General features: G+C 70.8%; 14 protein-coding genes and 1 other RNA gene. 12 read left to right on the forward strand and 3 right to left on the reverse strand.

Annotated features, from left to right (window positions below; all coding sequences use genetic code 11):
* Positions 1-595, forward strand: a 595-nt coding sequence (locus VFE05_17375; protein ID HET6231851.1) for a GGDEF domain-containing protein, incomplete at its 5' end; no start/stop codon positions are given.
* Positions 596-724: 129 nt separating this feature from the next.
* Positions 725-1,099, forward strand: a transfer-messenger RNA (tmRNA) gene (gene ssrA, locus VFE05_17380).
* 89 nt (positions 1,100-1,188) lie between these two features.
* Here ssrA and VFE05_17385 read toward each other — a convergent pair.
* The 3 genes from VFE05_17385 to VFE05_17395 form a co-directional block, all read right to left on the reverse strand.
* The gene (locus tag VFE05_17385; GenBank protein HET6231852.1) at positions 1,189-1,593 is read right to left on the reverse strand and encodes a hypothetical protein; all 405 of its coding nucleotides are present in this window, start codon (positions 1,591-1,593) and stop codon (positions 1,189-1,191) included.
* The gene (locus VFE05_17390) at positions 1,590-1,907 is read right to left on the reverse strand and encodes a hypothetical protein (protein HET6231853.1); all 318 of its coding nucleotides are present in this window, start codon (positions 1,905-1,907) and stop codon (positions 1,590-1,592) included. Before VFE05_17390 ends, VFE05_17385 begins: the two co-directional genes overlap by 4 nt.
* A 332-nt stretch (positions 1,908-2,239) precedes the next feature.
* Positions 2,240-3,160 (reverse strand): aldo/keto reductase, encoded by a 921-nt coding sequence (locus tag VFE05_17395; protein ID HET6231854.1) that lies wholly within the window; start codon positions 3,158-3,160, stop codon positions 2,240-2,242.
* 362 nt (positions 3,161-3,522) lie between these two features.
* On the opposite strand from VFE05_17395, the gene VFE05_17400 reads away from it, so the two are divergent.
* From VFE05_17400 to VFE05_17445, 10 genes are all read left to right on the forward strand, one after another.
* The gene (locus VFE05_17400; protein ID HET6231855.1) at positions 3,523-4,041 is read left to right on the forward strand and encodes an O-acetyl-ADP-ribose deacetylase; all 519 of its coding nucleotides are present in this window, start codon (positions 3,523-3,525) and stop codon (positions 4,039-4,041) included.
* 100 nt (positions 4,042-4,141) lie between these two features.
* Complete coding sequence (locus VFE05_17405) at positions 4,142-4,696, forward strand: hypothetical protein (protein ID HET6231856.1); 555 nt, start codon at positions 4,142-4,144, stop codon at positions 4,694-4,696.
* A 252-nt stretch (positions 4,697-4,948) separates the two neighbouring features.
* On the forward strand, positions 4,949-7,564 hold the full coding sequence (locus VFE05_17410; protein HET6231857.1) for a response regulator: 2,616 nt from the start codon (positions 4,949-4,951) through the stop codon (positions 7,562-7,564).
* Positions 7,561-7,941 (forward strand): response regulator, encoded by a 381-nt coding sequence (locus tag VFE05_17415; GenBank protein HET6231858.1) that lies wholly within the window; start codon positions 7,561-7,563, stop codon positions 7,939-7,941. The genes VFE05_17410 and VFE05_17415 overlap by 4 nt, the downstream gene beginning before the upstream one ends.
* Positions 7,938-10,574, forward strand: coding sequence for a response regulator (locus VFE05_17420; GenBank protein ID HET6231859.1), 2,637 nt, complete (start codon positions 7,938-7,940; stop codon positions 10,572-10,574). The genes VFE05_17415 and VFE05_17420 overlap by 4 nt, the downstream gene beginning before the upstream one ends.
* Positions 10,575-10,583: 9 nt before the next feature.
* The gene (locus VFE05_17425) at positions 10,584-11,642 is read left to right on the forward strand and encodes a HEAT repeat domain-containing protein (protein ID HET6231860.1); all 1,059 of its coding nucleotides are present in this window, start codon (positions 10,584-10,586) and stop codon (positions 11,640-11,642) included.
* Entirely contained in the window at positions 11,639-13,105 is a 1,467-nt protein-coding gene (locus VFE05_17430; protein HET6231861.1) for a glycosyltransferase, read from the forward strand. Before VFE05_17425 ends, VFE05_17430 begins: the two co-directional genes overlap by 4 nt.
* Positions 13,106-13,284: 179 nt before the next feature.
* The gene (locus tag VFE05_17435; protein HET6231862.1) at positions 13,285-15,993 is read left to right on the forward strand and encodes a tetratricopeptide repeat protein; all 2,709 of its coding nucleotides are present in this window, start codon (positions 13,285-13,287) and stop codon (positions 15,991-15,993) included.
* On the forward strand, positions 15,990-17,804 hold the full coding sequence (locus VFE05_17440; protein HET6231863.1) for a tetratricopeptide repeat protein: 1,815 nt from the start codon (positions 15,990-15,992) through the stop codon (positions 17,802-17,804). The genes VFE05_17435 and VFE05_17440 overlap by 4 nt, the downstream gene beginning before the upstream one ends.
* Positions 17,805-18,104: 300 nt before the next feature.
* The gene (locus tag VFE05_17445) at positions 18,105-23,393 is read left to right on the forward strand and encodes an RHS repeat-associated core domain-containing protein (protein HET6231864.1); all 5,289 of its coding nucleotides are present in this window, start codon (positions 18,105-18,107) and stop codon (positions 23,391-23,393) included.
* Positions 23,394-23,463 lie beyond the last annotated feature (70 nt).

Consider the following 23,463-nt stretch of genomic DNA (forward strand, 5'->3'; position numbering starts at 1 on the left):
GCTGCGCCGCCTCTGCTCCATCGCGCCGCTGCCGCTGCGCAGCGCCAGCCGGTACGAGGCGCTGGACCGCCGTGCATCTACCGACAGCATGACGGGGCTGCCCAACCGCGGCAGCTTCGAGGCGCGCCTGGCGACCGCCGCGAACTACTGGGATCGCTACAAACGCCCGTTCGGCGTGGTGATGCTGGACGTGGACCACTTCAAGCGCTTCAACGACACCTGGGGCCACGAGGCCGGCGACCGCGTGCTCAAGCACGTGGGCGAGACGCTGCGCGGCACGGTTCGCGAGATGGACCTGCCCGCGCGCCTGGGCGGCGAGGAGTTCGTGGTCCTGCTGCCGGAGACGGGCCTCCGCGCCTCGATGGAAGCCGCCGAGCGCATCCGCCGCGCGATCGAGGCCAAGCCGGTCATCTGGAACGGCCGGCCGCTCTCCGTGACGGCGTCGTTCGGCGTGGCCTCGTGCCCGGACTGCGTCCCGCTTCCGGCGGAAGTCCTGGCCGCGGCGGACGCGGCGCTCTACAAGTCCAAGGGCGCCGGCCGCAACCGCGTCACCGCCGCCCCGCGCGCCGGTGCGGGCGAGGACGACGGGCACTGAGCTTGCACGGACGGGAGATGCGGACAGAGGGCGGTCGTCGGAGCGCGTAAGTGATTGTGCTGCAAGGGGATTGACGGGGCGGGGAGGGCGGGTTAGATTGGAGACGTTGGAATTGACAATTCGGGTCATGGGGATGACTGGCTTCGACGTGTATGGTGAAGCCGTGGCAGCGTGCCGAGGTCCCAGATACCTCGTTAAGCCTCTGGAAAACTTGTACCTGCGAACGATAACTTCGCCCTGGCTGCGTAAGTAGAGTTCCCTTCGGGGAAATCCTTACCTCCCGTTCTGCGATCAGCCCCGCCCGAGGCGGGTCGTAGAGCGCCGTTAAATTCAGGCTGGTCTGCCCGAGCGCCGTGGTAGGGTAGACGAGATTACATGGCTGGTTCGCGATGGGCCTTCTGCTGGCCGATGAGCGGACGAGGAGAAAAGAACAGCGGAATACGCACGTAGACGTCGCGATGGATCTGTAGGCGGACCCGGGTTCGATTCCCGGCATCTCCACTCTGAAGAACGGGGCCGCGGACACTTGTCCGCGGCCCCGTTCTTCGTGTCCGTAGGTTCCACTTGCCTTTCAGCCTTCTCCCGCGGACAGCCTACTTTCGCTTCTTGGATCCAGGCTGCGTCGTTGCCGGCATGTCCGCAAGCTTCACCCGGTCGTAGCCGCGGCTCTTCGCGTCTTCCGGATGAGGTTCGATCCCGATCACCGTGATCATACCGTCTTCCGGCCCGTAGACCCAGAAGATGCGGCCGGCCGCGGGTGCGTTGTTCTGCAGGTAGCTTTCGAAGACCTTCCGTCCGCACCGTTTCGCCAGCGTTGCAATTTCGTGCGATACGAGCCCGGGGTGGCGCGGATTGTCGGCGAGGAGGCTCGCGGCCTCGACGAGGCGCTTGAACAACGCGTGCTCGTCCTTGGAAAGCGACCCCGACGCTAACTTCGCGTCGAGGTCGTTCCAGAGTGCTTCGACGCCCGGCTGGCCCTTCTTGATGACGAAGCTCACTCCTCGTCCGCGTCGAGGAGGCCGCGATACCGTGCGAAGTCGATCGCTCCACCCACGGAGCCTTTCTCGAGGTTGGCTACCGACTCGTCCATCATCGCAAGGGTTCTTGGAGCCACGGTAGCCGGACGGGCCAGCACGCGCGGCTCGAGCACGATCGTTCCGTCGTTCTGGACCATCATGTGATAGTGCTCGAACTCCGCGCCCGTCAGCGTAGCACGCTTCTTCGCGTCGAGCCGGATGTCGCGCTCGAACACCACGTTCGCGGGCAGATCTTCGGCGGCGGCGCGCTTGCGTGCGGAGCTTGCCTTGGGCATGACGGCCTCCCTGCGGGTGGGTACGTCCCAAAGTGGGATACCCAAATTTATCTTCGCCCAGATTCCCGGACAAGCTCGTCGCTCCAGACTTCTCGGCTACACCCGAAACCCGCTACGTCTGAGTTTCGGCGAGTCGTCCGATTTACGTCGCGTCCGGCATTGCCGGGCGGCTAAAGCCGTGGGCTACGACGGCGCGAAGTCTCCCTGCGGGGACTGGAAATGGTTGTGCCGCTGTGACTTCAATGGGCGCGACGAGCTCCAACCAACCCTCTCCCGCTTGCGGGGAGGGTGCGAGCCTAAGCGAGCGGGAGGGGGCGCCCCGCCTCGCTCCATCATCCCGCCGCGTTGACGATCCGCTCCACCTCCGCCAGGTCGTCCGGCGAGAGCTGCCAGTCCACCGCGGCGGCGTTGGCGCGGACCTGCTCGGGCGAGGTGGCGCCGGCGATGACGGAGGCGACGGCGGGGCGCGTGGCGAGCCAGGAGAACGCAAGCTCCAGAACCGTGTGCCCGCGCCCCTCCGCGAAGGCGATCAGCTGCTCGACGATGGCGAAGTTGCGCTCAGTGAAGTCCGCCGCGGCCCAGCCGGCGGCGCCGCGGCTGCCCTCGGGCATCGGCTGGCCCTGGCGGTACTTGCCGGTGAGCAGCCCGCTGGCGAGCGGGAAGAACGGGATGAAGCCGATGCCCAGCCGCTCGCACTCCGCCAGCACCTCCTTCTCCGGCTCGCGCTTGAGCAGGCTGTACTCGTTCTGCACGCTCACGAAGCGCGCGCGGCCCGCCGCCGCGTCCTCTGCCTCGCGCAGCATGGCGGCGGTGAAGTTGGAGCAGCCGATCTCGCGCACCTTGCCCGCGGCCACCAACTCGTCCAGCGCGCCCAGCGTGTCCGCGATTGGCACCGTGGGGTCCGGCTTGTGGAGCTGGTACAGGTCGATGTGGTCCGTGCCCAGGCGCCGCAGGCTGTCTTCCGCGGCGCGGAGAACGTAGTCCGGGTGCGCCCCCTGCCGCTCGTCGTCGATCTTGGCGCCGAACTTGGTGGCGATCACCACGCCCGCCCGCCGTCCGGCCAGTGCGCGGCCCAGGAACTCCTCGCTCTGCGTCTTGCCGTACGTGTCGGCCGTGTCGAAGAAGTTGATGCCGCGGTCCAGCGCCTCGTCCACCACGCGCCCGGTCGCCGCTTCATCGATCCGCATCCCGAAGTTGTTGCATCCCAGCCCCACGACCGACACCTCCAGCGATCCGATCTTCCGCGTCTCCATCGTCGTCCTCTCCCCGGTTCCGATCCATCCCGCCGCGAGCCGCCACGGGACCGCGAGCACCATGCCGCCGCGCCGCTCGTGGCGGACACGACGTTCATCGTCGGTCCGCCGTCGCCGTCTACCGGAACCACCCACCGCCCGACAAGCGGCATCGGATCCGCCGACAGGAAGTCATCTCCATACGGTTGCATATTGTATTCTCCGCCGTCATGTCGGTGAGCCGGAGCGTCGGACGCGAGCGGTGGTGGAAGCGGGAGATGTACGGCAGATGAGCAGATGGCGAGCGTCGTTGCGGGTCGTGGAGAGCGTCGTATCTTTCCGTGCAAAGCGGCGGACGGACTTTCGGCGGAAGGGCCGATGCAATGGCGGACGAACGGATGCGGGTGGTGCGCGGCGACATCACCAAGCTGCAGGTGGACGCGATCGTGAACGCGGCGAACTCGTCGCTCCTGGGCGGAGGCGGGGTGGACGGCGCCATCCACCGCGCCGCAGGGCCGGAGCTGGTGCACGAATGCCGCCTGCTGGGCGGCTGCCGCACGGGCGAGGCGAAGCTCACGCGGGGCTACCGGCTCCCGGCGCGCTGGATCATCCACACCGTCGGCCCCGTCTGGCAGGGCGGCGGGCATGGAGAGGACGAGCTGCTGGCGTCGTGCTACCGGAACAGCCTGCGGATCGCGGCAGAGGAGGGCATGGGCAGCATTGCGTTCCCCGCCATCAGCACGGGCGTGTACCGCTTCCCGCTGGAGCGGGCCACGGGCATTGCGGTGCGCGAGGTCCGGGACTTCCTGGCCGCGCACGACATGACGCGCGAGGTGGTGTTCGCCGCGTTCGGCGACGATGCGTATCATTGCTACTTGACGGCGATGGCGCCGCAGGGCTAAATCATATGGACACTTCGTCCATTGCATCACCGAACGCTTTCGCGAACCCACGTGCGGCAGCCGCGCCACCCGGCCGGCGGTGCCGCGGAACAGGGAAACCATGGAAGACCTGAAGCAGGTCCGCGAGCTCCTCGACGAGATCAACGCGGCCATCTCGAGCTACGACGCCGTGTTCAAGGAGACGGCGCGCGACATCCTGGTGGAGCACGCATTCCGCCGCCCGCCCGCGCGCGCCGCGTCGGCCCGCTCCGACCGGGACGAGGGCGGCGAGGGCGAGGACGAGGCGCAGCCCCGGCGCCGCGGCCGTCCGCGCGGCTCGGTGAACGCGCGGCGCGGCGGGCAGGGCATCGCCAGCCTGGTGGAGCGCTGGAGCCCGGAGACCATGGCCGAGCGCGCGCTGCTGGGCGCCTACTCGCTGGCCCGCGGCAAGGCCGACCGCACGGTGACCAGCCAGGCCATCAACGCCGAGCTGAAGAAGAACGGCCTGCCGGTGCCCAACATCACCCGCGCCATCGAGTCGAACCTGCGGGCCAAGCCGCCGCTGATGGTGCAGAAGAAGAAGATGGGCACCACGCGCCAGGCCCGTAAGCAGTACGCGATCACCACCGAGGGCGTGGAGTTCGTGGAGAGCCACCTGCGGGCGGACGAGGAGTAGTCTCGTCCGCAGGGGTGGAAGGGAGGGCCCGGGGCCACGGCGGCTCCGGGCCCTTTTCGCGTCCGGCACGTCCGTTTCACGCCGTTCCTCCCCCCGTGTCCACGACGTCCGCTCGCCGTGCGTCGTTGACACGGTCCTCCGCGCAGGTAGTTTACGCAGCGGCATGCGCCCGCAGCTCGCCCCCCGGCTGCACGCGGCACGGCTCCCGCCGCGCCGTGAGGCGGGGCGCAAGGAACCCTCATTCCCACACTCTTGCCCATCCTCCCGCAGCGTACCCGTCCATCCACGCCGTACGCCGGCCGCTACGTCGCGGGCTTCGCCGTGCTGCTCGCAGTGCTGGTGGGGCTGGTGGTGGTGGGCTATGCTAACTTCCGCCGCCTCGCCGAAGCGAACCGCTGGAGCCTGCACACGTACGCCGTGCTGGCAGCCAACGACGCCATGGAGGAGGCGCTGGCCACCACCGAGACGGCGTTCCGCGGTTTCGCGCTCACCGGCGACGCGGACCAGCTGGACGCGTGGGTGCACGGGCGCGAGCAGTTCCGCAGCAGCCTGGGCCGGGCGGTCGCGTTGACGCGGGACAACCCCGTGCAGCAGCGGCGCCTGGAGACGCTCCGCGCCATGGAGGTGCGCTGGGAGGCGATGCAGGGCGTGCCGCGCCCCGTGGCCGGGGGCGCCGGCGGGGTCCCGGACGCGCAGGCGCGGGCAGGCGGCGTGGCGCGCATCCGCGAGCGGGCGGTGCTGATGGACTCCATGCGGGCCGTGATCGGCCGGATCGGCGAGGGGGAGTCGGCGCTCCTGCTGCGGCGCGCGGCGCGCGCGGACGAGCTGAAGCGTTCCACCGAGGCGCTGATCCTGGGGGGCGGCGCGTTCGGCATCGCGCTGGCCGCGGGGCTGGCGCTGATGCTCACGCGCCGTACCCGCCGCGTGGCCGAGGCCAACCGCGAGCTGGCCGGCGAGGTGGGCGAGCGCAAGCTGGCGCAGCGGGCCGCCGAGCGGCTGGGCCGCCAGAACGAACTCATCCTGAGCTCCGCCGGCGAGGGCATCTACGGCGTGGACGTGGACGGCTACACCTCGTTCCTCAACCCCGCCGCGGCCGCCATGCTGGGCCGCGACGCCGCCGACCTGGTGGGCCGCCCGCTGGAGACGGTGCTCCAGCTCGAGGAGCCGTGCGACGGCGACGCGCGCGGCCACTCCGCAGTGCGCGAGACGCTGCGCACGGGCGCGACCCGCCGCCTGGGCCGCTGCTCGCTGCGCCGGGCCGACGGCTCGCGCTTTCCGGTGGAGCTGGTGAGCGCGCCGCTTCTGGAGGAGGGGCGCATCGCCGGGGCCGTGGTCACCTTCCGCGACATCACCGAGCGGCTGGAGGTGGAGCGGATGAAGGACGAGTTCATCTCGGTGGTCAGCCACGAGCTGCGCACGCCGCTCACCTCCATCCGCGGCTCGCTGGGCCTGCTGGCGGGCGGCAAGATGGGGGAGATGAGCGAGCGGGTGCAGCGGCTGCTGGAGATCGCGGTGCAGAACACCGACCGCCTGGTGCGCCTGATCAACGACATCCTCGACATCGAGCGCATGGAGTCCGGCAAGGCGACGATGGAGATGCGGACCGTGGAGGCGGCGTCGCTCGTGCGCGACGCGGCGGACGTGATGGAGGCGATGGCGGAGAAGGCGGGCGTCGTCCTCCGCGTGGAAGCCGTGGCCGCCGCGGTGCGCGCCGACCCGGACCGCATCCTCCAAGTGCTCACCAACCTCCTCTCCAACGCCGTGAAGTTCTCGCCCGCCGGGTCCGAGGTGTCGCTCTCGGCCGAGGCGCGCGACGGGCAGGTGCTGTTCGGGGTGCGCGACCACGGGCGCGGCATCCCCGCCGACAAGCTGGACACAGTGTTCGAGCGCTTCCAGCAGGTGGACTCGTCCGACTCGCGGCAGAAGGGCGGGACCGGCCTGGGCCTTGCCATCTGCCGCAGCATCGTGCAGCAGCACGGCGGGCGCATCTGGGCCGAGAGCGTGGCGGGGGAGGGCAGCACCTTCCGCTTCTCCATTCCCTCCGCCCAGCCGGCGGAGGCCGACGAGGCGCCCGCGGCCGCCGACGACGCCAGGGGTGCCCTGGTGATGGTGGTGGACGACGACGCCACGGTGCGCGCGGTCGTCACCCGCATCCTGCACGGGTGGGGCTACCGCGTCGTGGCCGCGGCCGACGGCGAGACGGCGCTGGAGCTGGCGCGCATCCGCCGTCCGGACGCCATCCTGCTCGACGTGGTGATGCCGGGGATGGACGGCTGGGAGACCCTGGGGGCGCTCAAGGGGATGCCCGAGACGGCCGCGATCCCCGTCATCATCCTGAGCGCGCTGGAGCCCGGCGACGCGGCTGCGGCGGCGTCCGAGGCGGTGGGGTGGGTGAGCAAGCCCTTCGGCGACGACGACCTGCTGCGGCAGCTGGAGGCGGCGGTGAGCGACCGCGCCAAGCACGGCCGCGTGCTGCTGGTGGAGGACGACGAGGGCCTGGCCGGGGTGCTGGCCGAGATCTTCGGGCGGCACGGCATCGAGACGGTTCACGCCGCCACCGGGCGCGAGGCCGTGGCGCTGGGGATCCAGCACCCGCCGGACATGATCGTGCTGGACCTGGCGCTGCCCGAGGGCGACGGCTTCTGGGTGGTGGACTCGCTGCGGCGGCACAACCAGCTGCGGCACGCGCGCCTGGTCGTCTACAGCGCCCGCGACCTGGACGCCGACGAGCGCGCACGCCTCATGCTGGGCCCCACCGAGTTCCTCACCAAGGGCCGGGTGGCGCCCCGCGACTTCGAACGCCGCGTGGTGGCGCTGCTGAACCAGCTCGTCCCCGCCGCGCCTTCCGCACCCGAGACGGACCGATGAGCGCCAAGCGAATACTGGTGGTGGACGACGAGGACGACATCCGCGAGGTGGCGCAGCTCAGCCTGGAGATGGTGGGCGGCTGGGAGGTGCTCACCGCCAGCTCCGGCGCCGAAGCCCTGCGCCGCGCCGCCGAGGAGCGGCCGGACGCCATCCTGCTCGACGTGATGATGCCGGGGATGGACGGCCCCACCACGTTCCAGCAGCTGCGCGGCGATCCCGCCACGGCCGCCATCCCCGTGATCCTGCTCACGGCCAAGGTGCAGCCGGCGGACCGGCGCCGCTTCGTGGACCTGGGCGTGGCCGGGGTGCTCGCCAAGCCGTTCGACCCCATGGAGCTGGCCGCGCAGGTGTCCGAAGCGCTGGGCTGGAGCGCGTGACCCTGGGCCCCCCCGCGGAAGGCGGCACACGCGTCCTGCTGGCGGGGCTGCCCGATACCGACCCGGCCTGGCTGGCCGCGCGCGTGCCGGGCGTGCGCGCCCAGTCCGCCGCCACCGGCGAGGCGGCGCTGGCGGCGCTGCGGGGCGGCGGCTGGGCCCTGGTGGTGGCGGACGACGCCCTGCCGGGGCTTTCCGCGCGCACGGTGCTGGAGCGCGCGGCCGAGGCGGCCGGCTGCCCGCCCGTGTTCCTGGTGCTCCCGCGCTCGGGCGCGGGGCTGTCGCACGGCGACGCGGCGCGGCTGGGCATCAGCCGCGTCTTCTTCCACCCGCTGGGGCCGGACGAGGTGGCGCGCCAGGTCGCCGCGGCGCTGGGGCTGCCGGAGCCCGGGCCCGAGCCCCGGGCGCACGCCGCCCCCTCGCCCGCGGCGGAGGTGGCCGGCGCGGTCGCCGCGCTGTGGGAGCGCTTCCGCGGCACCATCCTGGAGCGCGTGGACGTGGTGGAAGAAGCCGCGCTCGCGGTCCTGGAAGGGCGGCTCGACCCCGAGCTTCGCGGCCGGGCGGAGCGCGAGGCGCACAAGCTGGCGGGCAGCGTGGGCACCTTCGGCTTCGCGGAGGCGTCCGTCGTCGCCCGGCAGGTGGAGGGCGTGCTCTCCGGCACCGCCCCCCTCGGCTCGGCGGAGGCATTGCAGCTCACCGACGCCGCCGTCGCCCTGCGGACCGAGCTGAGCCGCCCCGCGCCGTCCAGCCCCGCATCTCCCGCGGGCACCGCATCTCCCGGCGGCTCCGCATCTTCCGGCGGGGCGACGTCTCCGCCCGGCGCCGCATCTCCCGGCACCACATCTCCCGAACCCGCATCTTCCGCCCTCTCGTCGTCCGACGGGACGGCGGCATCTCGCGCGTCCGGCGACGGCTCGCCGGCCGACGCGTCTCAGGCCGTGGTCGGACGGGCGCAGGGGCGGGACGGCGGGGCGCCGGTGCAGCGGCTGCTGATCGTGGACGCGGACGCGGAGCTGGGCGACCGGCTGGCGATGGAGGCTTCGGGACGAGGGATGGCGGCGCGCGTGGTGGGCAGCGTCGCGGCGGCGCGGGAGGCCCTGCGGCAGGGCGGGGTGGACGCGGTGCTCATCGACCACGACGTGCCCGAGGGCGAGGACGCGGCGCTGGAGCTGATGGGCGAGCTGTCCGAGCGCGAGCCGCCGGTCGCCGTCGTCGCGCTCACCGCGAGGGCGACGCTGGCGGACCGGGTGGACGTGGCGCGGCGCGGCGGGCGCGGCTTCGTGCAGAAGCCGGTGACGCCCGGGCGGGTGCTGGACACGGTGCAGGAGGTGCTGCGGGGCTCGCGCGCGCACGGAAGCTCGGTGCTGGTGGTGGACGACGACGAGCACGTGCTGGGCGCCGTCCGCTCGCTCCTCTCGCCCACGGGCGTGGACGTGCACACGCTAGACGACCCGCTGCGCTTCTGGGACGCGCTGGAGGCCCACGCGCCGGACGTGCTGGTGCTGGACGTGGACATGCCGCACGTGAGCGGCTTCGAGCTGTGCCGCGTGGTGCGCAACGACCCGCGCTGGAAGTCGCTGCCGGTGCTCTTCCTCACCGCGCGGACCGACGCGGCCAGCATCCAGCGCCTCTTCGGCTCCGGCGCCGACGACTACGTGGCGAAGCCGTTCGTGGGGCCGGAGCTGGTGACGCGCATCACCAACCGCCTGGAGCGGGTGCAGCTGCACCGCGCGCTGGCCGACACCGACGCGCTCACCGGCGTGGCCAACCGGCGCAAGAGCGAGGAGTCCATCACCCAGCTCCTGCGCCTGGCGGCGCGGCAGCAGCAGCCGTTCTCAGTGGGCATCGTGGACCTGGACTTCTTCAAGCTGGTCAACGACCGCGCCGGCCACGCGGTGGGCGACGAGGTGCTGCGGCGCCTGGCCAAGCTGCTGCTGCGCAGCTTCCGCGCGGAGGACGTGGTGGCGCGCTGGGGCGGCGAGGAGTTCGTGGTGGGGATGTACGGGATGGAGAAGGACGACGGCGTGACGCGGCTCATGCGCACGCTCGACGCGCTGGGCGAGGAGCCCTTCACCGACCGCGACGGCGAGGTCTTCCACGTGGCCTACAGCGGCGGCGTGGCGCAGTACCCGCAGGACGGCGTGGAGCTGTCCGCCCTGTACCGCGCGGCCGACGGGGCGCTGTTCCAGGCCAAGGGCGCGGGCCGCGGGCGCGTGCTGCCCGCCGGGTGGACGCCCGACGCGCCCCAGCGGGCCGAGAGCGTGGACGTGCTGGTGGTGGACGACGACGACGCCATCGCCCGCCTTCTCGTGCACGCGCTGGAGACGCGCGGCTTCCGCACGCGGTGGATCGCGGACGGGCAGACCGCGGCGGACTCGCTCCTCGGCCAGCGGCCCAGGCTGAAGGCGCGCGTGGTGCTGCTGGACGTGGACCTGCCGGGGCTGGACGGCCTGGGCCTCCTGCGCGCCCTGGCCCGTGACCGCGTGCTGGACCGGACGCGGGTGATCATGCTCACCGCGCGCTCGGTGGAGACCGAGGTGCTCCAGGCGCTGGACCAGGGCGCCTACGACCACGTCGCCAAGCCGTTCAGCATCCCCGTCCTGGTGCAGCGCGTGCGCCGCGCCATGCGGGGCTGACGCGGCGAGATGCCCTCCTCCCTCCAGCTTCTCCACTTCGCCCTGGAAGTCCTGGGCCTCCTCTTCGCCGTCACCCTGGCCGCACTATTCGGCCATGGATTGTGGATGGTGCGCACCCAGCGCCGCGCCGCGGTCCCCCTCGCCCTCGGGCGCGAGGCGCTGCTCGCCGTCGCCGCGGGTGAGCCGTTCACCGAGGAGGACTTCGCCGTCCTGGAGTCGCTTCCGCGCAGGTACCAGATCCGCCTGTTCGTGGAGCTGGCGGCGAGCGTGGCGGGCGCCAACCGGGGCGACCTGAACGACCTGGCGCGGCGGCTGGGGATCACCGAGGCGGGGGAGAGGCTGTGCCGCAGCCGGCTGTGGTGGCGGCGCCTGCGGGGCGTGCGCCTGCTCGCGGCCGTGGGCGGGGGCGAGGGCGTGGTGCCGGGCCTCTTCCGCGACGCCAGCGACGCGGTGCGGGCCGAGGCGGTGGAGTGGGCGGCAGACCATCCGTCGGCCGTGGTGGTGCGCGCGCTGCTGGAGCTGCTGCCGGAGCCGCAGGGCGCCGCCGGTTTCGCGCTGCGCGACTCGCTGCTGCGCATCGGCGCGCCGGTGGTGCAGCCGCTGGAGGAGTACATGGAGACGCACGGGGGCACCGCGGCCGAGGCGGCGCTGGAGGTGGCGGTGGGCCTTCCCGACTCGCGCTTCACCCCGGCGGCGCTCCGGCTCACGCACGACGCCTCGCCCGGCGTGCGCGCCCGCGCCGCGGCGCTGACGGGAGCCATCGGCGGCGACGCGGCGGTGTCCACGCTCACGCGGCTGCTGGAGGACTCGGACGCGGGGGTGCGCGCCGCCGCCGCGCGGTCGCTCGGGCTGCTCGGCCACTGGCCCGCCGCGCCCGTCATCGCCCGCCTGCTGCGCGACGGCTCGTGGGACGTGCGGCGCGAGGCCGGGCTGGCGCTCCGCTCGCTGGGCAGCCCCGGCCAGCTGCTGCTGCGCCGCGCGCTGGAGGGCGACGACGCCTTCGCCGCCGACATGGCGCGCCAGGTGCTCGACCTCCCCAGGTCCGCCGCGGGCCGGCGGGCCGGATGAGCTTCGCAGAGGTCGTCACGCTCGTCCTGGTGCGGCTGGAGACGGCCATCCTCGTCTACTTCCTGGCCGTCAACCTCTGGTACGCCGTCCTCCTCGTCAGCGCGTCGCTGGAGATGCGGTTGCACTCGCTGCACTCGCGCGGGCAGGCGCGCTGGAAGATGCTGGGCTCCCGCGCATCTCCCACCATCAGCATGCTGGCCCCGGCGTACGGCGAGGAGGCGACCATCGCCGAGAGCGTGCGCGCGCTGCTCGCCCTGTACTACCCTAACCTGGAGATCGTCGTCGTCAACGACGGGTCCAGGGACCGGCAGATGCAGGTGCTGATCGACCAGTTCGAGCTGGTGCCCATCCACCCGGTGTACCGCCGGCTGATCCCGTCCAACGACGTGGTGGGCCTCTACCGCTCGCGCACCCATCCCAACCTCGTGGTCGCGGACAAGGTGAACGGGGGCAAGGCCGACGCGCTGAACGCGGGCCTCAACCTGGCCACCGGCGAGCTGGTGTGCGCCATCGACGCCGACACGCTGATCGAGCCGGACTCGCTGCAGCGCATGGTGCGGCCCTTCCTGGACAGCGATCAGGTGCTGGCCGTGGGCGGCACCATCCGCATCGCGAACGGGTCGCGGGTGCGCGGCGGGCGGGTGGTGCAGACGTCGGTGCCGCGGCGCGCCATCCCCGGCTTCCAGACGGTGGAGTACCTGCGCGCCTTCCTCTTCGGCCGCCTGGGCTGGAACCGGCTGGGCGGCAACCTCATCATCTCCGGCGCCTTCGGCCTCTTCCGCCGCGACAGCGTGCTCGCCGCCGGCGGCTACGCGCACGACACCGTGGGCGAGGACATGGAGCTCGTGCTCCGCCTGCGCCGCCACGGCTACGAGACGGGCGGGCCGCACCGCATCGACTTCGTGCCGGACCCGGTCGCCTGGACCGAGGCGCCGGAGACGCTGCGCGTGCTGGGCCGCCAGCGCGACCGCTGGCACCGCGGCCTGGCCGACGTGCTGTGGCGCCACCGCGGGCTGCTCTTCAACCCGTACTACGGCGCGATGGGCCTCGTGGCCTATCCGTACTTCCTGCTCGTGGAGCTGCTCGCGCCGCTGGTGGAGGCCATCGGCATCCTCGGCCTGGTGGTCGGGCTGTTCATGCACGCCGTCGACGTGCCGTTCGCCATCCTCTTCTTCCTCACCGCGTACGGCCTGGGCGCGCTGCTCACCACGGCCACGCTGGTGCTGGAGGAGATGACCTTCCGCCGCTACGACACCCTGCGCGACCGCATGCTGCTGGTGGCCTGGACGCTGCTCGAGAACTGCGGCTACCGCCAGCTCACCGTGTGGTGGCGCCTGCGCGGCCTGGTAAGCTACCTGCGTGGCAGCAAGCAGTGGGGCGCCATGGAGCGCCGCGGCTTCCAGCCCAAGCCCGCGAACGCCCCCTCCCGCCGCGCGGACGACGCGCCCCCGCTCGTCCCATGACGAAGGTCGGCCGTCCCGCGCGAACGTTTCGCCCACGCGGCCGATGCGGAAACGTTAGAACCCAACCCTCTCCCGCTTGCGGGGGAGGGTGCGAGCCTAAGCGAGCGGGAGGGGGGGGCCCCCGGATGCGCAAGTCCATGATACCTCGGGAGATGTGAATGCAGTCACCCTACGGTTCGATGCAACACATCTCCGCAGATGCGAAGCGGTCCTTCACCCGCGCCGCATCTCCGCTGCTCGTCCTGCTCGCGCTTTTTCTCGGCGCTCGGGCGGATGCGCAGGAGACGGCGTGCCCGCGCGCGGCCGGTGCGCAGGTCGAAGCGGGCTGGACCGCCTACAGGGCAGGGCAGATGGCTGCCGCGCGCACCGCCTTCGAAGCCGCGCTCCGCCGCTGCCCGGACGATCCCGGCGCGCGCACCGGCCTCGGCTACGTCCTCCTCCGCTCGGACGACACCCCCGGCGCCCGGCGCGCGTTCGAGGCGGTGACGGTCGCATCTCCCAACAACGTGGACGCCCTCGTCGGCCTCGGCATCGCCGCGTGGCGGCAGGGCGACCTTGCCGCCGTGCGCACCGCGTTCACCCGCGTCCACCGTATCGACCCCAGCAACACCGATGCGCGCGACTACCTGGCCCGCCTGCCCGAGGCGCCGGAAGCCAGCGTCGTCCGCGCCCCTCTCGTCCTCCCCGACACGCTCGTCTACCCGTCGCGCACGCACGGCGACCGCTTCGAGGTCCGCACCGCGCGCGGCTGGCAGCCGTTCTACGTCAAAGGCGTCAACCTGGGCGCGGCGCTTCCCGGAAAGCATCCCAGCGAGTTCCCGGACAGCGCGACCTATGCGGGGTGGATCGCCGGGATGTCGGAGATGGGCGCCAACACGGTGCGCGTCTACACCATCCACCCGCCCGTCTTCTACCGCGTGCTGCGGCAGTGGAACCTCGCGCATCCCAGTAACCCTCTGTGGGTGATCCACGGCGTGTGGACCGAGCTGCCGGAGGACGACGACTTCGACGGGCCTGCGTGGGAGGGCGACTTCTTCGCCGAGATGCACCGCGTGGTGGATCTCCTGCACGGCCGCGCCGACATCGCCCCGCGGCCCGGCCACTCCAGCGGCTCGTACACGGCGGACGTCTCGCCGTGGGTGCTGGCGTACATCATCGGCCGCGAGTGGGAGCCGTTCAGCGTCGTCGCGTACAACCAGCTCCGCGCGGGGAGAACCGGCTTCGGCGGGCGGTATCTCACGGTGAGCGGCGGCACTCCGATGGACGCGTGGATGGGCAAGGCGTGCGAGGAGATCGTTGCGTACGAGATGCGCACGTACCGCGCGCAGCGGCCGGTCGCCTACACCAACTGGCCCACGCTGGACCCGCTGCACCACCCCACGGAATCCACCGTGTCGGAAGAGATCGCGATCCGCGAGCGGCTGGGCGAGCAGGTGGGCCGCCGCCCGCTGGAGTACGACAACGACGCCACCGGGCTGGACGCCAGCATCGTCCGCCCCACCGCGGCGTTCCCGGCGGGCTACTTCGCGTCGTACCACGCGTATCCGTACTATCCGGACTTCATGGTGCTGGACCCCGGATACGGCCGGGCATCGTCTCCCGAAGGCCGTTCCAACTACTTCGGCTACCTGCGCGAGCTGAAGGCGCACCACCCCGGCATGCCCGTCGTCATCTCCGAATACGGGGTGCCGGGCAGCATGGGCAGCGCGCACCTCCAGCCGCAGGGCTGGCACCACGGCGGCCACACGGAAGAGGAGATGGCCGCGGCCGATGCCCGGCTGACGAGGGAGATCGCCGAGTCGGGGATGGCCGGCGGTGCCATCTTCGCGTGGATCGACGAGTGGTTCAAGAAGAACTGGATCACCATCGAGTTCGAGATCCCGCTGGAGCGCAACCGCCTGTGGCTCAACAGGTTGGATGCGGAGCAGCACTACGGCATGATCGCCATGGAGCCCGGCGTCGTGGTCCCCGGCCGCACGCTGGCGGACCGGCTGCCGGCCTGGCGCCGCATGCCCGCGCTGTACGCCACGGCGGACGGCGCGACGGTCCGCGCCGCGGCGGACGAAGCGTACCTGTGGGTCTTCGTGGACCGCGGCCGTGGGCCCGCATGGAAGGACCTCTACCTCGGCTTCGACGTGGTCAAGCCGGAGGCGGGCGACTTCCGCTGGCCGGGCGCCGTCGGCCAGCGCCTGCCCGTCGGCATCGAGTTCGCCCTGCACGCATCGGGAGACGAGGTGCGGCTGATGGCCGATCCGCCGTCGAACCCGTTCGCCATCACGCTCAACACGCAGATCCGCGGCGGCACGGTCACGCCGCCGCCGGCCATCTCCAACCCGCTGCCGGGCTTCTTCTTCGGCCGCTGGGAGCAGCACTTCAACCGGCCGTTCATCAGCCTGGCCAACGACGATGGGCGATACGACTCGCTGCGCGTGGTCACCAACCGCCGCCGCTTCGGGCGCGACGGGACGGAGTACGCCGGGTTCGGGTACGACCGCGGCATCCTGCGCCAGGGCGAGCCGCCGGACGGCGCGTGGGAGCGGCTGGACCGCGAGGGGGTGATGGAGATTCGCATCCCCTGGGGCCTCATCGGCTTCACCGACCCCAGCGAGCGCCGCGTGCTGCAGGACGCGCCCGGCGCCACCGCGGCGAACGACTTCGGCACGGTGACGGTGCCCGGCATCCGCATTCTCGGCGCGATGGTGGATGGGGGAGGGCGCTGGCGCTCGTTCCCGGCGAGCGGCCGGGCGGCGGACGTGCCGGTCTTCACCTGGCCCGCGTGGGAGCAGCCGCGCTACGTCGCCCGCCGCCGGCCCGCGTTCGATTCGATGCGCGACGCCTTCACCCGCATGAACCCCGTGGTGATGACGGCTTCGGGAGACGGTCGATGATCCGCCGTGCCTTCCTTCCGCTCGTCGTGGCGCTCCTCGCCCTCGCCGCCGCACATCGTCCGGCAGATGCGCAGAGGACGGCGGCGGACAGTGCATGGACGAGCGGCGACATGGCTACGGCGGAGCGGCTGTATTCCGCGCGGCTCGCGGCCGACTCGACCGACCAGCTGGCGCTGCACCGCATGGCGCTGATCCTGGCTTGGGCGCAGAAGTACGACGAGAGTATCCACCTGTTCGACCGGCTGCTGGCGTACGCGCCGGACAACCGCGAGGCGTACGTGGACCGGGCGCGGGTGATGGCCTGGCGCGGCGACCCCGCCGCGGGCGTGGAGTCGCTGAACCAGCTTCTCGCCCGCGACCCCGCGTACCTGCCGGCGCTCCAGGCGCGCGCGCAGTTCCAGTCGTGGGCGGGCGCCTACGACGCCGCGCTCGCCACGTACGGCCAGATCCAGCGCATCAGCCCTGAGGATCGCACCGTGGGCTACGACCGGGCGCGCGTGCTGGGCTGGGCGTCGCGCTTCGGCGCCGCGTCCGCCGTGTACGACTCGCTCCTGCGCGTGAACCCGAACGACCGGGCGGCTCTGCTGGGTCTGGCCCAGGTGCTGACATGGTCGGGGAAGGCGGATTCCGCGTCCGCCGTGTACCGGCGCGTGCTGGCCGCGCACCCCGGCGACCTGGACGCGATGCGCGGCCTGGCGCGAGCCTCCGCGTGGGGCGGACACCTGGTGACGGCCGAGCGGGAGTGGAGGGACGTCCTCGCGCGGAAGCCGGACGATCCGGCGGCGCTGGTGGGGCTCGCGCAGACGCTGCGGTGGCAGGGCAGGGACGCCGCCGCGCTGGAGGCGGTGGAGCACGCGTTGCGCGTCGCGCCCACGGACAGGGATGCGCGCGCCGAGCTGCCGTTCGCGCGGCTTCCATTCGTCCCCCGCGCCGCGCCCTCGTACACGTACGAGTCCGACTCCGACGGCAACCGCATCCACACCGCCACGCTCTCCGGCGGCTGGCGCCCCGTGCCGCGGCTGGACGTGCGCGGCGAGGCCTACTTCCGCCACGCGCGCGACAACGGTGAGGCTGATGCAGAGGCTGAGGGCGGCGCCGTCACGCTCTCGACGCAGCTCGAGCCGGGCTGGACGCTCTCCGGCACCGGCGGCCTCAGCACGTCCAACCTCGCAGGCGGACGGGTGACCCCCGTTGTGCGCGCGAGCGTGGCCACGCCCGGCCGATACAGGACGAATGGCTCGCTAGCGTACTCGCACTCCGCGGTGGACGGCACGTCGCTGCTCATCCGCCAGGCGGTGACGATGGACGAGCTGGGCCTCTCCGCCAGCTTCGCTCCGGCAGACGGATGGAGTCTGAGCGCAGGCGGCGGCGGCGCGCGCTACCACGGCCGCGTCTCCGGCGAGCACAACGACCGTTGGAACGCCCAGGCCGCCGTCTCACGGCGCGTGTCGAGCCTCTTCACGCTCGGCGTGGGAGCCCGCGCCTTCGGCTTCAAGCGTGACCTCACCGACGGCTACTTCGACCCGGACTTCTACGGCCTCGCCGAGCTTCGCGCGCGCCTCAACCGCGAGACGAAGCGCTGGGCCGTCGGCGCGGAGGTCGCGCCCGGCGTCCAGCAGGTGCGCCACAGCGGCGATCCCTCCGGCTCCTTCCGCGCGACGGGCAGCCTGGCGCGCATCTTCGGCCCCGGCCGCCAGCTAGGCATCTCCGGCGCCTTCGCCAACTCCGGCCTCACCCGGCTTTCGCCGACTGACACGAACTCGGCCTACCGCTATCACGCGGTAAGCGTGAACGGGACTTGGAGTTTTTGACCTTCCGATCCTGTCGAACGTCGGCGAACCGATAGCATAAGAGATCCATCCAGACAGTTCGGATGGGATCGCGACCCAGAGGGAGATTTCGTTCAGCACCCCTGGGCCCGACGAAGATCCGCATGGTGGAAACCGGACAAGATTCCGGTTGTGCGAATACGGTCCTGCTCATACGTTCTCAAAACCAGCAGCACGCCAGCCTTCGTTTTTCGCTCGTCTGTCCCACTGCACACCATCTCCCGGCGTGCAGTCGCAATGCAGCCGTCTTCGACAAATTCCACCTTTATCACACGATTTCGCATGATGCCCTTCCTCCGGCTCGTCCGCTCGGCTTCCCTCTCCATCGCACTGATCCTTCCTGTTGCGTGGACCTCCAACGCCGCCGCGCAGTGCAGTCCCACGCGCGCGGAGGCGGTCCAGGGCGTGTATCGCCAGGTGCTGGAGCGCGAGGCGACGCCGGGTGAGGTGGCGTTCTGGCAAGCCCCGCCAGACAGCGCACGGAGCATGCGCTACATCGTGCAGCAGGCCGTCTACTCCGTGGAGTACCAGACGCGCTTCGTCAACGGACGCACGAACGCCGACGTGACGAAGCAGCTCTACCTGCACCTGATGGCGCGCGAGCCGGTGGGCACGGAGTGGAGCTCGGCACCCGTGGGCAGCGACTGGTCAGGGGTGATGAACGCGCTGGTGGGCAGCAGTGAGTACACGGCACGGTTTGGTGATCGCGGGGTGCCGGGCAGCCCCATGCAGGTGTGGGACTGCACGAAGCCGGGTGTGTCGCTCGAGCCCGCGCAGGCATCGGCGACGCAGATGCGCGGCATGTGCCTGACGATCGCCGTCTCGGGCGGCGCGTACGAGTGCGGGGACCTGCGCCTGGCGCACGCGCTGCCGTCGGTGCGCATCCGCAGCAAGGCACGGACTCCCGTGCTGCTCTACAACAGCCAGCACGCACAGCCGCACCCGCTGGTGGGCGCCTACGTGACGCTGCCCGCCGCGGCCGACCGGGTGGACGCCACCGTGGCGGTCGCCGGGCAGTCACAGTCCCACACTGGGAGTTGGACGGGCTGGGGCGCGAACGTGTCGCGGCGCATCACCATTGGCTGGGACTGGGACCTGACGAAGGAGACGGGCCTCTACCCGTACACGCTGCAGGTCACCGCGTACTCCGGCAGCAACGTAGTGGCGAGCTACACGGCACAGGGCGAGATGGCGGTTGTCAACCGCTCCGCCTCGGCGTTCGGGGCGGGATGGTGGCTCGCGGGCTTCGAGCAGGTGATCCCCATCTCGAACAACCGCCTGCTGTGGGTGGGCGGGGACGGGAGCACGCAGGTCTACAACCCCGCGAGCTCCGCCTCGTACGTCTGGTACGGCGACGTGGTCTCGCGCGCCGACACGATCCGGCAGTACGCGCCCACGCAGGCGTACGGCATCTACGTGCGCGAGCTGCCGGGGAAAGCGAAGCTGTGGTACGACTCGCTGGGCTGGCAGAACGCCAGCGAGGACCGCTTCGCACATCGCACGATCTTCGACGTGGACCCGGCCACGAAGCGGCTGAGCACGATCCACCTCTACGGCGTGAGCGGCTACCAGTACGGCTTCACCTACGCCAACGCAGGGAAGCTGAGCGCGGCGACGCTAACCGCCGGCACTGCGCAGCGCAGCGTCACGATGTCGGTGGATGGCACAGGCCGGCTGACGCAGTTCACCGACCCGGACGCCACGACCGAGGTGATGACGTTCGACACCGCCGCCCTCACGCCGCGGCGCGTGGTGAAGCAGACGGACGCGCGAGGCACCGTCTCGCGGTACGGGTACGATGCAGGTGGCAAGCTGGCGAACTCACGCCTGGAGATGCAGGGGCAGGGCTCGGACATCGTGCTCGGCTTCCAAGCGCAGGAGACGCGCGGGCTGGCGCCGAAGCCAACCGACCCACCGGGCGCGCCCGCCTGGACGACGGACACGTACACGCTGATGGGCGGGCCGCGCACCGACAGCACCATCTACAACCGCTTCTGGCTGGACCGCTGGGGCGGGCCGCGCAAGGTCGTCAACGCCCGCGGCGACTCGACCGCGGTGGTAGTACGAGGAGATCCGCGCTTCCCGGGAGCGGTCACGCGCATGGACGCGCTGGGCGCCGGCGGTACACGCATGATCAGCCGCGCCTGGTACAACGCCCGCGGCGGCGTAGACAGCACGATGGTGATGAACCCGCTGGGCGACGGCGCCAACCCGGTCACGAAGTACACGTACGGCAACACGAGCTGGCCGGACTTCGTGACGGAGGTGAGGTCGCCGACGGGGCTCATCACGAAGATGCACTACGATGCGGCGGGCAACCGCGACTTTCAGCAGGTGGGGCAGGACAGCATGCGGGGCGTCCGCTACCACTACGACTCGGAAGGTCGCGTGGATTGGGTGCGGAGCGCGGCCGCGGCGGCTCGCGGTGAGGCCGCGGAGCAGGTGCTGTACGACGCCGTGCTCGGCAACCCGAGCGAGACGCTGAGCCCCCTCGGCGCGCGCACCACCTCGCTGAGCGACGCCTACGGCCGCGTGATCCGCACGCGCAGCTACATCGACGCCGACTCCACGCACGTGGCCACCGACAGCACGGTCTACGACGTGATGGACCAGGTGACGCACACGTCCAGCTACGCGCCGTCGCTCCAGTACACGACCGTCGCCGGCAGCCTGATCAAGCAGACCGCGCATCCTACGCTGCACGTGCAGAACTTCTATGACCACGGCGGGCTGCTGCTGCGCGTGGACCGGTGGTCCGATCCAGACAGCCTGAGCATCGGCACCATCTCCACCCGCTGGCACTACGACCCCGCGGGGCGGAAGATCTCTGAGATGGCGCCGGACAACACGCCGGGCGACACCACGAACAACCCGGTCGAGCGCACCTACTACGACTTGGCCAGCAACGCGGACTCGGTGGTCACCCGGCTGGGCGACCGCATCAAGATGAAGTACGACGTGCTGAACCGCCTCACCGACCGCTACGTCCCCTCGCGCACCGACGTGAGCGGCCCGATCCCGGGCGACACCTCGCACTTCGAGTACGATGCGGCCGGCAGCATGCTCGCGGCGAACAACGCCACCGCGCGCATCTCACGGACGTACTTTCCCGGGGGTGCACTCAACACCGACCGCTCGTGGGTGGCGAAAAGCAATGGCAGCTTCGTCTCGGGTCAGCACGACTACACCATCAGCCACGTCTACGACCTGGAAGGCCGGCAGGTCGCGCTCAATCACCCGCGGAGTCTCACGCAGGACAGCGCCGCGTGGCAGACGACGTACGCCTACGACGACTCCACGGGCGCCCTGGCCTCGGTGACGGACCCGCTGGGGCACATCAACCGCTTCAGGTACACGCGCGAAGGGCAGCTCGACACGCTGGTGCTGCCGGGCAACATCCGGGAGACGCACCACTACGACGCGGACGGCCGCATGACGCGCCGCATCCGCGGAAGCCTCTACGACGACTCGCTGGTCTACGACCGCCGCGGCAAGGTGACCACCGCGCGCACCATGTCCGACATCCAGCAGATGGCGTACGACGGGCTGGGGCATCTGGTGTGGAGCTTCCAGGACCGCATCGTCAACACACCCCAGGAGAGCGACTCCGAGGAGGAGTACGGTTTCGATGCGCTGGGCAACACCACCTTCCGGCTGCGGACGGGCATCGCGCCGGGGCAGGTCAACGCCGCCGGCTACCCGATCCACGAGAGCTACGAGCTGGGCACGGGCCGTCACCTCGGCTCCCACACGCCCACGAACAGCACGATCCGCATCGCCCAGCAGCGCCACGAAAAGCGCGTCTTCGACGCCGCGGGCGATGCGGTGAGCGACACCACGATTGCAGGCTTGCAACTCCAGGTCGCGGGCAGTGGCTCGAAGCCGGAGAGCTACTACATGACGGAGTTCGTACAGAGTTGGAAGATCGACGATAGCAATCAGATCACCCCTGGAGCGACGGACACCCTTTCCAACACGAGTGGCTCCGACCAGTCGGGTAGGCAGGTTCTTTTCACGAACAGCAGCTACAGGGCGGACGGCAAGCTCGCCACCTTTCGGCGCGACGCGGACTGTCTGTACAGCCTCGCCGCTGCGAGCTGCACCGGCCAGGCCCCGGCGCACGGCTCTCAGGACATGACGGAGCAGTATGGGTACGACGCGTTAGGCCGGCGAGTCCTCGTCCGCACTAACACGCCTCCGGGCAGCTACCCGGGAGGAACGGCACTGCCGGGACAGTGCCCGAATGACCTGCCGCGCTGCGACAACACGACGAAGCGGACCGTGTGGGACGGCGATCAGGTGCTGTACGAGATGCGTTACCCGAACACCCAGACGGACAAGGAGACGGGGCTCGACACCACGAACATCCTGGCGCAGGCGCACCGGGCGGAGGTGGACAGCACGGCCCAGGGCCACGCGTACGGCGGGCCGAACACCTCCGCGTGGGCGCCGAGCGGGCGAGTGGCATACGTGCACGCGGGCGGGCTGGACCAGCCGCTCGGCCTGATCCGGATGGACGACAGCTACGACTTCCCCGATCCCGTGCTGATCGTACCGCACGCGAACTGGAAGAGCGCGTACGAGACGAGTACCTTCGACGATGGGTACTCGACACGCTGCAAGACGGTGTGGATGCCGTCCAACGAAGTGCTCACTTCGGGAAGCGGAAGCAGTGGAGGCGAGGGTGGCACCATCGGCAACACGAATCCTGAGGAAGGGCCGGACACCACACAAGTGCGTTGCATTGAGCGGGACTTCCCCGGCGCGTATATGGGCGTCTCCCGCCTGCTGAAGCGGCAGACGGTGTATGGGCCCATCGCATGGATGGGGAGCCTAGTGCAGGACGCACAGGACGCCAGCGGCCTCATGTACCGCCGCAACCGCTACTACGACCCGCAGACGGGCAAGTTCACCCAGGAGGATCCGGCGGGGCTGGCCGGGGGCATCAACGCTTACGGGTTTGCGAACGGGGATCCAGTTACATATGGGGATCCCTACGGGCTTGATCCGTGCAGGGCATCAAGCGCGTGGACGGATTGTTTGGCAGTTGCGCTTGCGAATTGGGGTGGGGAGCATCAGAGTTCAATTGCATTGTATACGGGTGCAGCAGCGTCTGGGCTATTGCAGGCTACCGGATTGAACGCAGCTGCGACGGCTGGTGATGACATCGGGAATGGTCGGATACTAAGGGGGGGGACAAACGCCGCTATCCTCATTGGCGGCGGTTACCTGGCCAAGTGGTTGGGCGGGGCGGTGTCGAGCGCGCTTGGGAGGGTAGGTTTGACCCGGTTCGCCGAACTCAGCGGGATTCTAAGACAGGCTGCTATAGGAAAGGGGAACTTCGGAGTTGGGGCCGCAACCGTTGAAGAGGCGGAAGCGCTCGGGAAAGCGTGGGTTGGCGAAGGCGCGACCATAAACGGTAAGGGTATCGCGGTAAGCAGGGACGGCTTGCGTCAGTACCGCCCTGCGTCGTACAAACCTAGTCTTCAGCGAGTGCAGGCGAATTTGGAGAGCCGATTGAAGCCCCAAGGCGAATGGCAAGGCAACGCACACGTCGACATCAAACCATGAAAGCGACTATCCGAGGGCTACACAGCCCGGATGTAGCGGATTTGTCTTCACACGTTCCGGATGATCCTGC

It is taken from the genome of Longimicrobiaceae bacterium (assembly GCA_035696245.1).
Classification (GTDB): domain Bacteria; phylum Gemmatimonadota; class Gemmatimonadetes; order Longimicrobiales; family Longimicrobiaceae; genus DASRQW01.